Origin of the sequence: Leptospira noguchii serovar Panama str. CZ214 (genome assembly GCF_000306255.2) — a bacterium.
GTDB classification, from domain to species: domain Bacteria; phylum Spirochaetota; class Leptospiria; order Leptospirales; family Leptospiraceae; genus Leptospira; species Leptospira noguchii.
Genome location: NZ_AKWY02000001.1, coordinates 207,432 through 222,564, shown reverse-complemented (window position 1 = coordinate 222,564; position 15,133 = coordinate 207,432). Strand labels below are relative to the sequence as shown.

Sequence of the window (15,133 nt, the reverse complement as noted above, 5' to 3'; positions counted from 1 at the left end):
CCTATCAATTCTACAGTACAATTCTTTTTAATTGAACATTTTTACTTGGCCAGTATTCCACTTAAACAGCTGGATAAAATCATTTATTTCAAAAATTTTTCCAATACTTTTCCGATTCTTAGAATTCCTTCTTCGATCTCTTTATCTTCTCTGGCAAAACTCAACCGAAAACATTCTTCTCTATGAGACCAATTTGAGTCTGCACCTGGAAAAAAAGTTTTACCAGGAACGACGATAACTCCTGCTGCCTTTAAAATCGGATAAAGATCGCTAACGGGTAAAGATAAATTCCTAACCCAAACCCAAAGAAAAAAAGCACCTTCACTTTGATGAATTTTATAGTCAATTTTAGAACTCCAATTATTTAGAATCGTTTCCTGAGTAAAAATCGATTTTTTTAGATAAAAAGGTAAGATTATTTTTTCACACAACTCTTTCCAACGCCCGGAACGAAAAAGATCCAATGCGATAAATTGTCCCGGATTGGCACTCGTCAAATTGATAACCGAATTAGCTCTATGCAACAAAGTAATTGTTTCCGAATCGCCCACTACAAAACCAGTTCTAACTCCGGGGAGACCCAACTTAGAAAGACTGAAACCCTGAATCATTCCAGGTCTATGAATGAAAGAGTTTTTTCCAAAAACAACTTTGGGAAATGGAAATCCGTAAGCGTTATCAACCAATAAAGGAATTCTTACGTTACTCGCTCTTTCAATTAAAAATTCAAGTTCTTGATCTGTAATCATATTACCCGTTGGATTTGTGGGCCTAGAAACGCAAATACAACCTGCCTCCTTTTTCCAACTTGAAACAGAATCGAAATTTTCCAAAGATATAAAGTATTTATAATATTGATCCCCTATTTCTCGAATTTCAGGTGTAAAAGATAAAAAAGAATCCGGCTCCAAAGTTTGATCTGTATAACCGATGTATTCGGGAAGAATAGGAAAAAGGATTTTTTTTCTTTGATCGTTACCAAAATTTCCGGAGAAAAAATTTAATAAGAAATAGAAAGCATTCTGGCTTCCGTTTGTAATTGCAATTTGGTCTTTGGAAATTTTTGTTCCAGATTCATTCGATAAAATAGAAGCAATCATTTCTCTAAGTTCTAAAATTCCAGAAGGAGATTCGTAACCTCCTAAAATTTTATCCATACTTCCGGACTCGATTTGTTTTGATACGATCTCTCTCCAAACTTCGATCAGTTCCGGAATAAAAGCCGGATTTCCTCCACCTAACAAACAAGAACCTGGAGAAGGATTACTTAAATCGTCCATCAATTGTCCGATTCCGGTTTGTTTTAAAAATTTCCGACCGAAAATTGAGTATTGCATATTATACAAAATTTCTTTTTAAGTAAGATATAGAAACTAGAATTTAGAATCTAACTTCAAAGAAAAATTTTACAGATTCTTTTTTAACTTACATCTAAACTATTCTTATTACACTTAGTCTTAAGAGTTTATTATTTATTTTCGAAAGATAAATATTCAAGCTAAGACTTTTATAAATATTTTCTTAGAAACTTCTATAAAATTCCAAAAGAACCCATGACCAATCAAATCTTTCCATAAAATTGTAATTTAATGGTCTTTTCAAAAATTAAACATCCATTTTGAATTTGTAATCTGTGGTTTTCGATATAAATTCCATTTTATTTACAGCGTATCTCAAAAGCTGTCGAGCTAATTAATGTGATCCATAAGAAGAAAGTGTATTTTGAATTACAAAACTTAGTACACTGTTACCTGATGTCGCAATATAAAATTGCATTCAAAAATTATAATAAAAAAGAATACTAAATAATTATAAATATTACAATAAAACGGTTTCTGTAGAAACCCACCACATTTTACCCAATGGCATTTTTTTTAAAACTTAGTGCCTTATTTTTGTAAATATTGGTAATAATCAATACTTCGTTTAATAAAAAGATTAGAAATTGTAAACGAAGTTTGTAAAAAAGAATGAAAAACCTACTATGGAAGAAGAATGAAAATGATATTTTATTCCAAAAGTTAAAATGTAAAATCTCTTTCAAAAGCAGTATTGATTTCGAAATAAAAAAATTAACCACAAGAGGTTTATTCGTATCAATAAAAACATAAAATTCACTTTATTTAGAATATTCGAAAATTTAAATATATTTAATTAAGAATTTTCACTTTCCAATCGATCAAATACTTGTAAAAAAAGATTCGATTCTTGGGCGCCTGAAACGGCATATTTCTCATTAAACACAAAAAATGGAACTCCAGAAACCCCTAATTCTCTTCCTTTTTGCTCTTCTTCATGAACTTCCTGGAGCAAAGTAGTATCTTTTTTTACGGAATAAAAATCATCCTCTTGTATTTCCGCCTGTCGTAAACTTTCCAAAATTACATTTGTGTCTGAAAGATTTTTACCTTCGGCAAAAAATTTTCTAAAAAAGATTTCCAAAAGAATCGAATCCTTTCCATATTTTTTCACTTTTCGAATCAATGCGTGTAATAAGAAAGTATTTGGTTGATGCCCCTCTTGTTCCAACAAAAAAGGAAGATTTTCTGAATTAGCAATATCGGCAACTCTTTGAACCATCATTTTAACACGATCCATAGATCCAAATTTTCGAGTCATATGAAGTATTCTATCTTCTCCTTCTGGGGCTAAATCCGGATTGAGTTGAAAGGCTTTCCATTCTATTTCGATCTTATCATCAGGGTGTGACTTTTTCCGAATTGAAATTGCGTCCTCAAATCTTTTTTTTCCAATATAACACCAAGGACAAACCACGTCCGAATAAATTGCGATTTTAGTTTCCATAGCCACCTTCCCAAATTTTCAAAAGAAAGAACAATTTTAATCATAAAAGATTTTTCATAAAAGTCGAAAAAACATAAAGGGTTTTTACTTTTTAAAAAATTTCAGTTCGTTTATATCAAATTATATAATTAGAATATTTCTTTTTGTTAAACCAAATTAAAATTCTAGTATTTTTTACTTCGAAAAAATATAACAATATAATCAATACCTTTGTCTAAAAAATTAGAATGTAGGATCTCCCACAAAAAATCATAAATTGCGAAATAGATATAATTTGTAAGAGTTCCCACATTTTACAACATCCAAAGACAAAAACCTAAAAATTCAGCTTCAGCATAAAATAAAAATTTGGGAACTACCCAAGAAGTTTATTGATAAAAATCTTATTCAAGAATCATAAAATAACGTGAAAAGAATCGATGCGGGGGAACTCTCAGCAGAACAATCTCTCGAACTCAGCGTCTCGCTTCTGGAAACTCAATGTATCAAGTGCTCTGCAGGTCACTCGACAGATCGCGTTCTAAATTGAATTTACGACGATAAATCGTATAACGTTCCTATATACAATTTATTGACCAGAGCTGAGAGCCCGGTCCGGCTGCTTATGGCAGTCGGATTAGCCCAGGTATTCTTACGTTGAACTCACTTTAAAATAGATAAATCTGACTTTTATATTTTTACAATGAAACTTTTTCCTGTACCAAACTAAGGAATAGTTTTTTTGTGATAGGTCTTTAGAATCAAATTGATTATTGAATTATATAAATGATAAACTTTGGAGACGGCGGGGTTCGAACCCGCGTCCTATTGCGCCCCAGATCAGCCTCTACGTGTGTAGTCTGTGTATAAAATTTCGGAAAAAGGTTAACCCTCAGACAGGACTCTCTTTCCTATTCGGCTCAAATACAAATTCTTTTAGGAACCGAAAACCAAAAGAATCGCCTCTCGATCAGTGTCAGAACGTTTAGAATTCGAGAGAAAAAACTAAGGTTCCGTAGCAGAGATTAAGCTGCTAAAGCTAATTCGTTATTAGCGGTTATTGTTTGAAGGTTTTGAGAGGAGCCTACAACCTCTACACGCCACATAATCCCTGGCAACAACAGTCGAAACCAATTTCGTCCCCTGTTATTCTTAGACTGTCAAAAATAAAAAACCGAAATTTTACTGCAAGTTTTTTATAAAATTAAGAAACGATAAAATACTTCGATTAAAATTTATAGTACGCTTAAACGATGAATCGAATCTAAAATTCGTTCCAAAAATCTATAGAGAGATCGTAATACTTCTCTGGAAATTCTCAGCGCATCACTTCTATGGTCGCCTGTAGAATTCAAAATTTGAGTTTCACAAAAACGTGGAAATTGATTCAAAAATTATAATAAAGGAAAATACTAAAGAACTATAAATATTAAATAATCTGAATTCGGCGTAAGAAAATCTGGACGAATAAAAAACTCAATGCACTGATTTCTGTAGGCACACACCCAAAAATTCAAAAATGATTTCTAATTTCGGAGACGTGTCATTTTAAGTAGAAAATTTTTTTACTTCCTAAAAATATAAATTTCTACATTTGCAAAATTTACCTACAAGCTTGATTGTCTGTTGCCTAATAGAATAGATGATTACCTTCAATTTGCACACGAATTGCTGTTTAGACGCTAAATTAATTTTTAAAAACCGATTATTCACAGTTTTGAGTAGGAGAATTTCCAATATATAATTTTGTACGGAAAAATAAATCGCCAAATTTAACTTTATACAACTCGGAAAAGTTTAAAACTCTTTTACAAAATCTCAGTATATGGATTTTGAATTCCCAAAATAAATAAATTTATTGATTTTTAATTCGAAATAAAATCGCCAAATTAGTGTTATTCGAAATGAATCGAATCGACTGCATCGACAGGAAATAAAAGATTTCCATCATTCTTTAAAAGGATATAAAAACTTTCGTGCTGATATATAAATCCTTTTACTTGAGAACCATCTTTAAAATGAATTACTCTTTCATGATTTGGTTGATTTTTATCTTTTAAAATTTGAATCAAAGCCGTATTATCCAATTTTGCAACCAAAGATTTCAATTTTTCGACTTGTTTTAAATCGCTCGGAGCAAAACGAACCATAGATTTGAATTTCTCTTCTAATTCTCTTTCTTGATTTGGAAGAATATTCTTAATTTTTTTATTCAGATCATCTTCCATCGAAAACATTCCGATCGTATCCTCGCCCCCAAGCTTACGAACGTCTGAATTTAATGCGAATACAAAATCTTCTTCTAATTTCAAACCCTGAGATTTTGCTTCTTCGATACTTTTTTCTAAAGAACGAATCTTATTTAAACTAGATTCCGGAATTCCCTTCCAAGACAAAGATTGTCCCCAATTTACCTGAACCTTTTTACTTTGAAAAAGAATCGGGAAATTCATCTTTAAAAATTCTCTTTCCTCTTTCGTTAAAGTATTAGCAGTTTTTTCAAAAGCAATCGAAGGTCCGGTTTCAACTTCTACCCTTCCATCCAAAACATCTATATCTAGTTTAGAATAGGATTTTCCCACATTTCTGGAATAAACCACTTTCGTTCCTGCTAAAAAGGCCCTCACGTCAGGTGAAAGAATTGCAAGTAAACCTTCTCCCGTAGATTCATTCTGAATTGAATCTACAAGAACCGATCCTCGAACCACATTCAAAAAGGAATACTTTTTATTTCCAGTAACCGAAACCTCAGAATTGGGTAACATTCGAACCGCAACACTTTGGGCTCCTTCTACTTGAAATTCGCAAATAGAAAAATTACCCGAAACCAATTTACGATCGAGAAGACTTTGTCCAGGTTGAGAAGCTACACCATCGATTTTACAATTTCCGTAAGAATTGATAAAAGCCTGATCTAGTTTAGAATCCAATTCAAGTTCATATTTAAACCAAAAAGAAAATCCTACACCTAAAAATAACATAGCCGCGATAAATCCCGAAATCAAAGAACTGGATTTTAAAATCGTATTCGGAAATTCTAAAACCTTTTTCTGAATACTCGATTTTAAATAAGGCGTTTTTTTAATATGTAATAGTTAGAACTTGATCTTACACTCCTTGAAACTACCAAGGAGAAAAAGATGACAACGGCACAAAAGATAATCAAAAACAAAATGGGTCTCTTGAAGTTAGCGGAGACTTTGGGGAACGTCTCAAAGGCTTGTAACGTGATGGGCTATTCAAGAGATAGCTTCTATCGTTTTCAAGAGTTATACGAGAAGGGAGGAGAACTTGCCCTCCAGGATCTGAGTAGACGTAAACCGAATCCTAAGAATCGTATCGAACCTGAAAAGGAAGAAGCTGTAAAGAAAATGGCTATCGACTTTCCCGCATATGGACAGCAGAGAGCGTCGAATGAATTGAAAAAACAAGGAGTCATAGTTGCTCCTGCGACTGTTCGGAGTGTGTGGGTTCGTCACGATTTGGAAACTTTTCAAAAAAGACTGAAGGCTTTAGAGGCATTCATGGCTCAAGGCAATTCTCCCGTATTAACCGAATCACAAGTGCAAGCATTAGAAAGAAGGAAATTAGAAAAACAAGTTGAAGGCGAGATAGAAACGGAACATCCGGGATACTTGGGATGCCAAGATACGTATTACGTTGGCACGATCAAGGGTGTAGGAAGGATTTACCAACAAACCTTTATCGATTCTTATTCTAAAGTGGCGATGACAAAACTTTACGACAGGAAGAACGCGTTAGTAGCTGCCGATATGTTAAACGACAAAGTGATCCCTTGGTTTGAAGAAAAAGGCGTTCGCTTGTTGAGGATTCTAACCGATAGAGGAACCGAGTATTGTGGAAATAGGGAACACCATGAGTTCCAGCTATTCCTTGCCGTAGAAGATATAGACCATTCAAAAACAAAAGCAAGGCATCCACAGTCCAACGGTATTTGTGAAAGATTTCATAGAACCGTTCAAGACGAATTCTATGCAGTTGCTTTCAGGAAGAAGGTATACAACTCAATTGAAGATTTGCAAAAGGATTTGGATCAGTGGATCGATTCATATAACTACGAACGAACGCATCAGGGCAAGTATTGTTTCGGTAAAACTCCGATACAAACTTTTCTTGACGCGAAGGAATTAGCTAAGAATAAGTATCTCGACAACTTACAATTTTCGTAATAAACAGGAACGGAGTGTCTGATCTAATCTTGGCTATTACATTTAATATTAGAAAAAGTATGAAATAAAATGGAATTAATCCGAGTAGAATTTTGGTACATAGAACGAGCTTTTTCATTTTTAAGTACAAATTGAAGAAGTTCACGCTTATCTTCGGCATTCAACTCACCGTATAAGTATCTTCCTAAAAGGTCTTCAAAACGTTCTATATCGTTTAATTCCGTTTTCATAATAGAGTTTAGAGTTGAAATCCTTGCTGTTCTAATTTGGTTCTAAGCAAGGAAATAGCGGAAATTAACCTTCTACTTACGGTTCTTTCCGAAATTCCCAATACTTGAGCAGTCTCTTTTAAAGTTTTCTTTTTTAATTCCTTATATAATATTATACTCTTTTCCGGTTCAGGAAGACTTTCAATCGTATCTTTTATTGCTTTTTCCAAAAAAACCTTCTCTAAATTTTCCGGAATTTCCGGATCAACCTCTATATCGCCGACTAAATCGCTAAGTCGTATGTTTCCAAATTCTTTTTTTTGCTTATTGTAATGTTTGAAATATAGATTTTTTGCAATTGAACAAGTCCATGTACTAAAAGAAGCAATTTTAGAATCAAATCTATCAAAAAAAGTAAATGCTTTTAAGAAAGCCTCTTGAGTTAAATCCTCAGCCACTTCCGAATCACCGCAAATTTTCAAAAGAAAATGATATACGGTTCGGTAGTTATCCTCGTATAAAACTGAAAAATCTACAGAATCAGATTGAACCATTGAAATAAATACCGATTACTCGGTCTTTTGCAGTTTTTTTGATAAATTAGGATTCTAAAAGCACAAAAAAGAAATTAAAACTCGACCTTTTTTCGAAAACTTTGTTCGGAAAACTATGTCCTATTCGTCTCTATTTTCTATATAGAGAAAATATATTTTCTTCTGTAGAAGTGTTGATTTAGGCTTTTGCAGCAAACAACCGGTTCTAATCAAAATTCATAAGTTTATAGAACGATTGAATGTGTCAGGAGAATTTAATTTATTTTTACAAACAAATTGGGAGTGAGCAAAAACAAAATTCAAGATCGGAAAAAAATTCGTTCTAATTTTGTCGGCAACTATTGTTAAGAATATATGAACAAAAATGAATTTACTTCGATAGAAGTCATTCCGGGTTATCTGGGAGGAAAACCCTTTATTAAAGGAACTGGAGTTAGAGTTTCAGAAATTTTAGATTTGCTTTTAGCAGGAATTTCTAGAAAGGGAATTTTAAGAGAATATCCGGGGATCTGTAATCACGATATTGATTCAGCGGTGTCCTTTTTAGAAGCAAAATTGGAAACGGCAAGACAAAGCCAACATACTCACGAAAAAGTCAGCTAAATAGCAAGATTCATTTTACTAAAAGAACTTAGGATCTGAACTTTGCAGATCAATTCCTAAAATGTAGGAACTACAACAAATCAAGATTTTACGAACAAATTCTAAAAATGTATGAGTTCATACTTTAGAAAATTCTTCCTCATTTTTCTATGCCAAACTCACGCTAACCTCAAGAAGTCGATTAATTTCTAACCATTAGAGTTGTGAAAAATTCCATAGTGACGATCAACAAAACTGCTTCAATCGACCGTTTCCATAGTACAAAAATTGATGGGATTCATTTTTCAAAAATTCTATTTTTCCATCTTCTTTATAAGTTTTTCAAAAAGAAACTTTGAAATAAAGTCTTAAATTGGAAAATTAATCAAACGCACTCTAAAACTATTGCCTTTCTCCAATAATTGGTCCACCCACAAGTTGCATCATTCTTTCTTTGGTTAAAATTAGATCTTCTCGGTTATCGGTGGCCATCTCGCCGGGACCATCCAGATAAATTGCTCCTTTCGGACAAGCTTCCTCGCACATCCCGCAAAAAATACAACGTAACAGGTCGATCTCAAATTTCTTAGCATATTTATCTTCTGGATGAAGGTGTTGAATTTCAGGAGTCACTTCCGCTGCTTCTATATAAATTGCATCGGCAGGGCATATCCACATACAACAAAAACAACTTGTACATCTTTCTCTACCCTGTTCATCACGTTTCATCGTATGCATTCCACGAAAACGAGTGGAATATTTTCTTTTCTTTTCAGGGAATTCTATCGTTACCGTCTTTCTTAAAATTGCAGCCTTGATAAAATGTTTGAGAGTGATCCAAAGTCCTTTTCCGATAGAATAAAAATAAAATTTTTCATACCAGGAAAGTTTATGACGACTTGCTACTCTTACTACATTAACGGTTCCCAACTTCAACCTCCTTGGGAGAAGCTTTGACCAATTCCGCCAATCTCCTAAAAACAGAACCGGAATTTAATAAACCTTTAGGCGGCTCCATTACCTTTTGAAAGGATTGATTCAATCCATTTTTATTTGTAAAAGAACCGGCTTGTTCTGAAAAAGTTTGAATTGGAATTCCGTAAGTCACTTCGGATATTTCTTGGGTTAAATTTGTACTCAATAAAACAAAAATAACGTTTGAAGGAAAGGAATAGAATATTTTCTTAATATTCTCATGAATCACAAAAACCAAATCAATTTCTCCAGATTCGATCGACTTACGAATCAGATCGATTCCTTGTGAAGATATAAATCCGGAATCTGTCGCTCCTCTCGTATTGGGTCTGAAGTCGGTAGTCATCAAAAAATCTTTTTGTTCGGGCGCCTTGTATTGAACTTCTTCTACCCTTGCTTCTACAATAACCGATTTTCCAAAAGATTCTACACTTTGGAGAATAGTTTTTAAATTTTCGTTCGATTCTTTTGCGCCGCCCAAAATCGCAATTCGTTTTGATTGACGAATTCTTTCCGCGATGGCAGGTAACACTACGGTACTTTCCGATGTGTCCCCATTTTGATAATACGAGAATAATCGATTTTCGTTCAACCAATCAATGTCAAAACGCCCATGATCACAAAGAAAATACATATCCTTTTCTTCGTCGATCTTAGGCATATATCGATACATTTTGTTGTCTCTTACGTTAGTCGTAACATTGCAGCCAGTACTACATCCATGACAGATCGATTCTCCATTTTTATACCACCATACTCTGGATTTAAATAAGGTTTTGTTATTGAGAAGTGCGCCCGTAGGACAAAGATCTGCAAGAGCTCCCTGAAAGTTATGTTGAATCGGCTCGTTCTTTGCAAGTCCTATGATTGAGTGATAACCTCTTTCAAAAAGTCCTAGATTAGATTCTCCTACGATTTCCTCTTCAAATCGAACACAACGATAACAGACGATACAACGGTTATGATTGATGATCAGGTTAGAACCTATTTCTTCTTGAGGAACATTCCGTTTTTCTAATGTAAATCTGGAATTACCCTTTCCCTCTTTGAAAGCATTATCTTGGAGTTGGCATTCTCCCGCTTTGTCACAAACGGGACAATCCAAAGGGTGATTCGCTAAAAGAAACTCCATTGTTCCTTCTCGCGCTTCCTTGATCCGATCGTTTTTTGTGAAAATGGAAAGTCCTTCCGTCACCTTCGTATTGCAAGCTGCTTGAAGTCTAGGAACTCCTTCAATTTCGATAAGGCACATTCTACACATTCCCACAATGGAAAGTTTGGGGTGATAACAGAAGAAAGGAATATCGACTCCGACATCTTTTGCCGCCGATATGAGGTTCTTTTTTTCATCCACCTCATATTCGATTCCGTCGATCTTAATTTTTACCATGGAATCATCCTTTTGATTCTTCCCGAATTTCGGGAAACAGTTCTATAGAAACGTACCATTCTCATTCTGGCAACCCGTTTCTAAAATCTAAATCGGCTATCAATTTTTATACTATGTATTCTGTTGTAGAACAATACTGTGGGAACTCATACATCAATTTATTAAACAACAGTTTCAAAAACAATAAACGGTCAAAAATAAGACGGTTTTTGTGGGAACTACCGCGTATATTTTCTAAAAGTTTTTGGAATAACTTTTGTCGGATTCAAATTTTATACTAGAATGGGTTTCAAAGCCTACATCCTTTTTGAGATTGATTCTTAAAGCTCTAAGTCTTTATAATAATCTGGAACCCGGACCCATTTTTGAAACCACTGAGGATTAATCGCCCTTTGGTATAAGTATGCATCCACTAAAACTAAATTAACAACTGCCTCTATAATCGGAACCGCCCGAGGGAGAACACAAGGATCGTGACGACCTTTTGCTTCTAAAACGGTTTCTTCTCCCTTGACATTTACAGTATTCTGTTTTTTAAAAATTGTCGAGGTCGGTTTAAAAGCGGCACGAATTACCAATTCTTCTCCGTTGGAAATACCACCTTGCAGTCCTCCGGAATGATTGGTTTTGGTTCTAATTCTTCCGGTTCCTTCTTCGACATAAAATTCATCGTTATGCGAACTTCCAGTTAATAACGTTCCAGAAAATCCGGAACCCACTTCAAATCCTTTACAAGCAGGAATGGAAAGTATCGCCTTTGCCAAATCTCCGTCTAACTTGTCATAGACGGGATCTCCTAAACCCGGAGGAAGATTATAAGAAACGCATTTGATCGTTCCTCCTACGCTATCTCCGGCTTCTTTCATTTTTAGAATCAAAGAACGCATTTGATCAGCACTATCAGCGTCCGGACATCGAACTTCATTTTGATCTACTTCTTCTCTGGACTTCGGATATTTCTCGCCTATGTTGGATTGAACAGTTCCGATTGAATCTACCCATGCAACGGTTTCAATTCCAAGATCGTCTTTGAGAATCATTCTTGCAATGGCAGCTGCAGCTACGCGACCAATCGTTTCTCTAACAGAAGAACGTCCTCCCCCTACGTGAGCACGAAAGCCATATTTCATTTGATAAGTATAATCTGCGTGAGAAGGTCTAAAAGTGGTTTTTAAATTTTCGTAGTCTTTGGAAATTGTATTTTGATTGTCCACAATCAAAGCGATCGGAGATCCAATTGTCTTTCCTTCAAATACTCCAGAGACTACACGCACCGAGTCAGTTTCATCTCTAGGTGTGGTGAGATCACTTTGTCCAGGTCTTCTGCGGTTTAGATCTTTTTGAATCTCTTCTAAACGAATGGGGATTCCTGCGGGAACTCCTTCGACCACAACTCCCACGGAGGTTCCATGAGATTCTCCAAAAGTACTGACTTTAAAAATTTTTCCCCAGCTAGAAGGCATATTACCAAAAAAACAAGGGAAAGCCCAGGGATAAAGCGAGTTTCTAAAAGAATCCTTTAGTTTTAAGCCACAGAACGAGGAATGGTTCCTCTAAAACTTTGATCTACCTTCTCGTATAAACTAGGCTCCAATTCTGGATCGATAATATAAATGACTCTTCTCGGGTCCATACTGTTATTTAAATCGAATACCGCCTTTCTTTTATCCTGGCGAAAAGAATGGAGATCATAACCTTGAATTTTGATCTTACCTTTGTTGATAATCACGGGACGAATCGTTCCAATCCTTTCCAAAAGTGGTCTGGTTTGATGTCTAAAAATTTCCTTAATCACACAAGTTTCAAAATGAATCTTTCTTTGAGAATCCGTAGAAACGACTATAACGTAGTCCCCAGGATTCAAAACGCTTCGATTTTCACAAAGACTGAGCGCCATAAAATCGAAAAAGTCTCGAACAATTTTTTCGTTATAGGAAAAGAAACTATTGTTTAGAATTAATTTCATCGAAGTAAGAGCATCGTATGAGTTACGCCATTCTTGATCTGAACTGAGAGAAGCAAATTCTCCAGAAATCGAAATAATTCCCGGGTCTTCGTCCGTATAAGTATTGTTAAGTGTATGATGAATCTGTTTTTGAATGTCTTCGATCAAAATCTTTTTTGTTTTATCATCCTTATACTTTTGAAGATATTCAGTCAGCCTTCGAATGATCATGTTCGTAGTCGGATAATTATTGTTTAAACCTTCACCTCGAAAGGTTCTATGACTATTAAGAACTGCAGATTTAACTTCCGAATTAATTCCACTTAAATTTCCGATCATAAGATAACTGATGATAGGATGATTTTTAATGTAATCAAATTCTTCCGGGCGAAGATCGGTATGGTTCGGAAGTTTCATTCTGGATTTCCCTATATCCACCATAAAGGAAGCGAGCATAATGTTGAGTTGTTTTGTTTTTTGAATTTCGTTATCGGTTTTGCTCAGTGCTTTCAATCCTCTTAGTTTCATTGCCATAGCAATCACCGTACGTTTAGTCATCATCTCTGAGTCTGCCTTGATTCCCGCCTGTCTCATAACTTCGATCACGTTCACAAGTCCGAGCTCCATATCTGTACTTCCCTTAAAGTCTGCAAGAATATCGTCGATACCCTTTTGAACCAAACGAATATGGTTGTTGGTTAACGGAAAGTGTTTGAGTTCCTCTAAAAGTTCAGAAGCTTCTTTGGCAAGAGCCACTGTAAGATTTGGATTTACGAGTTTAGTAAAGGAAACTTCCCTTCCATGAACCGTATCTGGATTATTTTTTGGTTTAGTAACTTTATCTTTTTCTGAAATAAGAAAATAAATTCCTTGGCTTTCAAACTTTTGAAGCCTCGTGACATCCTCTTCAGATGCATCTGATTTTTTATGAATTAAAATCTGTCCGTTTTTATTATAAAAATCGACCGGTATTTCGCTTTGACTAATAAAACTCGTGATAACATCCGAATTAAATTCGAACTTTTCTAAAAGCTCTCTATTAACCGATTGTGAGTGGTGGCTTATATTAGAATTCATTTTATCAAATTCCGTTGGTTATATTTTGGAAAGGAGTTACACTATAAAAATTTTTTGACAACTCTTTCTTCGAGAAAGATACACAATCCGACTGGAAAAAAATTATTTATGAAACGTACATTCTAACCAAAAGTCACAGGAATTCAAAAAATTATTTCCAAAAACCATAAAAGTTTTTTATAAAACGAATTACAGTGAAAGGCCCGTTTTTTTCGTAGAAATTCACTTTGGAGGTTAGTTTTTTACTGTTAGAAAAAGTTATATTGAAATTTTAAAAACATTTATCATAGCTCTAAAACTAGTAAGAATTTATCCAAAAACCTTAAAGAATTTTATGCGATCATTTCTTTAGAGATTTTTAATAAAATGCAGTAGTTTCCACAAATTAAGTCGCATTTGCGAACTTTCGAGCAGTTTTAATCTCGTTCAATTTTCGCAGTAGTTCCTACATTGGGCGATTTTGGGACAAACTCTAAATTTCAGTGCTTGGAATTTTGTTTTAAACAGGAATTTTTATCTTAAAATCCATGGCATTTCTATCCTGTAAAAAATCACATTTAAAACCAAAAAAGAGTTTAGATATGAAATGATTACTCAACTTTTTAACAGAACGTAGTAGTTCCCACAAAAACCGTATTATTTTTGACCGTTTATTGTTTTTGAAACTGTTGTTTAATAAATCGACGTATGAGTTTCCACATTTTTAAAATTTTACTGTAAAATCTTAGATTTGTTTTTGGGAACTCCTATAAAATAAATTTTCGATTCGATGAAGATCACAAGACGGAGATTTCATATAGAAATTTGATCGGATGGTTGTTCATTTGGAATTTTATAGATGCTTCCCTCTGTTATTAAATCTTATATTTTTAACTTTAGGAGAAAAACAATTAACGTGAGTTCAACGTAAAAAAATCTGGGCGAATCGCTCGCATATTTCAAAGCTAAAATGGCTCGCAACCTGTCGAGCGCCAATAGAAGCGAGACGCTGAGTTAACGCGATCCGCAGTGAGCGTTGTGTTGAGTTTCAAACGCTTTCGTAAAAGCGTTTCATTGAGTTCTTTTCACTGCAATTCCTTCGGAATTTCCAAACTCAATGCTCATTTTATTTTTGGCATTAAAAACACAAAATTCCTAGATCACATTTGGTTTTAGTTCAATAGAAAATATATAAGTTCATTATTTGTCTGTTATTATATCATTTTAATTATCAGATTAAGAACATTTTCTAAAATAGAGTTGTTGAAAAAATTCATACCTACAAATGATTTTATACATTTATTTTGATGAAAAAATAAAAGAGAATTAATTTTTCAACAACTCTAATGGTATTTTCATCGGAAGTTTTAATTTTATATCTTGCTTTTGGAAAAACAATATTAAAATTATATAATAAACCAAAGTCATCTAGCCAAACTATACATTTA

Annotated in this window: 10 protein-coding genes, 1 other RNA gene and 1 pseudogene; 2 read left to right on the top strand and 10 right to left on the bottom strand. The window is 34.2% G+C overall.

Going from position 1 to position 15,133, the window contains the following annotated elements; translation table 11 throughout:
* Positions 1-83 precede the first annotated feature (83 nt).
* From LEP1GSC059_RS00970 to rsx, 4 genes are all read right to left on the bottom strand, one after another.
* A complete protein-coding gene (locus LEP1GSC059_RS00970) occupies positions 84-1,337 on the bottom strand; it encodes a valine--pyruvate transaminase (protein WP_020980124.1) in 1,254 nt (417 codons plus the stop codon).
* Between the two features lie 817 nt (positions 1,338-2,154).
* Entirely contained in the window at positions 2,155-2,805 is a 651-nt protein-coding gene (locus LEP1GSC059_RS00965; protein WP_002179473.1) for a DsbA family oxidoreductase, read from the bottom strand.
* A gap of 775 nt (positions 2,806-3,580) precedes the next feature.
* Positions 3,581-3,928, bottom strand: a transfer-messenger RNA (tmRNA) gene (ssrA, locus tag LEP1GSC059_RS20985).
* A 751-nt stretch (positions 3,929-4,679) separates the two neighbouring features.
* Positions 4,680-5,870: an LIMLP_03685 family anti-sigma factor gene (gene rsx, locus LEP1GSC059_RS00960; protein ID WP_420323965.1), complete on the bottom strand. Its 1,191-nt coding sequence runs from the start codon at positions 5,868-5,870 to the stop codon at positions 4,680-4,682.
* Positions 5,871-5,924: 54 nt separating this feature from the next.
* Between rsx and LEP1GSC059_RS00955 the strand changes: the two genes are divergently transcribed.
* Positions 5,925-6,974: an IS481 family transposase gene (locus tag LEP1GSC059_RS00955; RefSeq protein ID WP_017213233.1), complete on the top strand. Its 1,050-nt coding sequence runs from the start codon at positions 5,925-5,927 to the stop codon at positions 6,972-6,974.
* A gap of 41 nt (positions 6,975-7,015) precedes the next feature.
* Here LEP1GSC059_RS00955 and LEP1GSC059_RS00950 read toward each other — a convergent pair.
* Together LEP1GSC059_RS00950 and LEP1GSC059_RS00945 are read right to left on the bottom strand one after the other, a co-directional pair.
* Positions 7,016-7,204: pseudogene (locus LEP1GSC059_RS00950) on the bottom strand (hypothetical protein); the annotation flags it as partial.
* Between the two features lie 8 nt (positions 7,205-7,212).
* The gene (locus LEP1GSC059_RS00945) at positions 7,213-7,737 is read right to left on the bottom strand and encodes an RNA polymerase sigma factor (RefSeq protein ID WP_002179500.1); all 525 of its coding nucleotides are present in this window, start codon (positions 7,735-7,737) and stop codon (positions 7,213-7,215) included.
* A 354-nt stretch (positions 7,738-8,091) separates the two neighbouring features.
* On the opposite strand from LEP1GSC059_RS00945, the gene LEP1GSC059_RS00940 reads away from it, so the two are divergent.
* Positions 8,092-8,340, top strand: coding sequence for a DUF433 domain-containing protein (locus LEP1GSC059_RS00940; protein WP_002179175.1), 249 nt, complete (start codon positions 8,092-8,094; stop codon positions 8,338-8,340).
* 381 nt (positions 8,341-8,721) lie between these two features.
* Here LEP1GSC059_RS00940 and LEP1GSC059_RS00935 read toward each other — a convergent pair whose 3' ends face one another.
* From LEP1GSC059_RS00935 to LEP1GSC059_RS00920, 4 genes are all read right to left on the bottom strand, one after another.
* The gene (locus LEP1GSC059_RS00935; RefSeq protein ID WP_002149710.1) at positions 8,722-9,249 is read right to left on the bottom strand and encodes a NuoI/complex I 23 kDa subunit family protein; all 528 of its coding nucleotides are present in this window, start codon (positions 9,247-9,249) and stop codon (positions 8,722-8,724) included.
* On the bottom strand, positions 9,236-10,684 hold the full coding sequence (locus LEP1GSC059_RS00930) for an NADH-quinone oxidoreductase subunit G (RefSeq protein ID WP_017215134.1): 1,449 nt from the start codon (positions 10,682-10,684) through the stop codon (positions 9,236-9,238). Before LEP1GSC059_RS00930 ends, LEP1GSC059_RS00935 begins: the two co-directional genes overlap by 14 nt.
* A gap of 320 nt (positions 10,685-11,004) precedes the next feature.
* Positions 11,005-12,147, bottom strand: coding sequence for a chorismate synthase (gene aroC, locus LEP1GSC059_RS00925; RefSeq protein ID WP_002179450.1), 1,143 nt, complete (start codon positions 12,145-12,147; stop codon positions 11,005-11,007).
* Positions 12,148-12,209: 62 nt separating this feature from the next.
* Positions 12,210-13,706, bottom strand: a complete 1,497-nt coding sequence (locus LEP1GSC059_RS00920; RefSeq protein WP_002179431.1) for an HD-GYP domain-containing protein — start codon at positions 13,704-13,706, stop codon at positions 12,210-12,212.
* Positions 13,707-15,133 lie beyond the last annotated feature (1,427 nt).

Bases quoted from the DNA above. Each gene is read 5' to 3' on its own strand.
- LEP1GSC059_RS00970 (WP_020980124.1), bottom strand. From the start codon at position 1,337: ATGCAATACTCAATTTTCGGTCGGAAATTTTTAAAACAAACCGGAATC.
- LEP1GSC059_RS00965 (WP_002179473.1), bottom strand. From the start codon at position 2,805: ATGGAAACTAAAATCGCAATTTATTCGGACGTGGTTTGTCCTTGGTGT.
- LEP1GSC059_RS00955 (WP_017213233.1), top strand. From the start codon at position 5,925: ATGACAACGGCACAAAAGATAATCAAAAACAAAATGGGTCTCTTGAAG.
- LEP1GSC059_RS00945 (WP_002179500.1), bottom strand. From the start codon at position 7,737: ATGGTTCAATCTGATTCTGTAGATTTTTCAGTTTTATACGAGGATAAC.
- LEP1GSC059_RS00940 (WP_002179175.1), top strand. From the start codon at position 8,092: ATGAACAAAAATGAATTTACTTCGATAGAAGTCATTCCGGGTTATCTG.
- LEP1GSC059_RS00930 (WP_017215134.1), bottom strand. From the start codon at position 10,684: ATGGTAAAAATTAAGATCGACGGAATCGAATATGAGGTGGATGAAAAA.
- aroC (WP_002179450.1), bottom strand. From the start codon at position 12,147: ATGCCTTCTAGCTGGGGAAAAATTTTTAAAGTCAGTACTTTTGGAGAA.
- LEP1GSC059_RS00920 (WP_002179431.1), bottom strand. From the start codon at position 13,706: ATGAATTCTAATATAAGCCACCACTCACAATCGGTTAATAGAGAGCTT.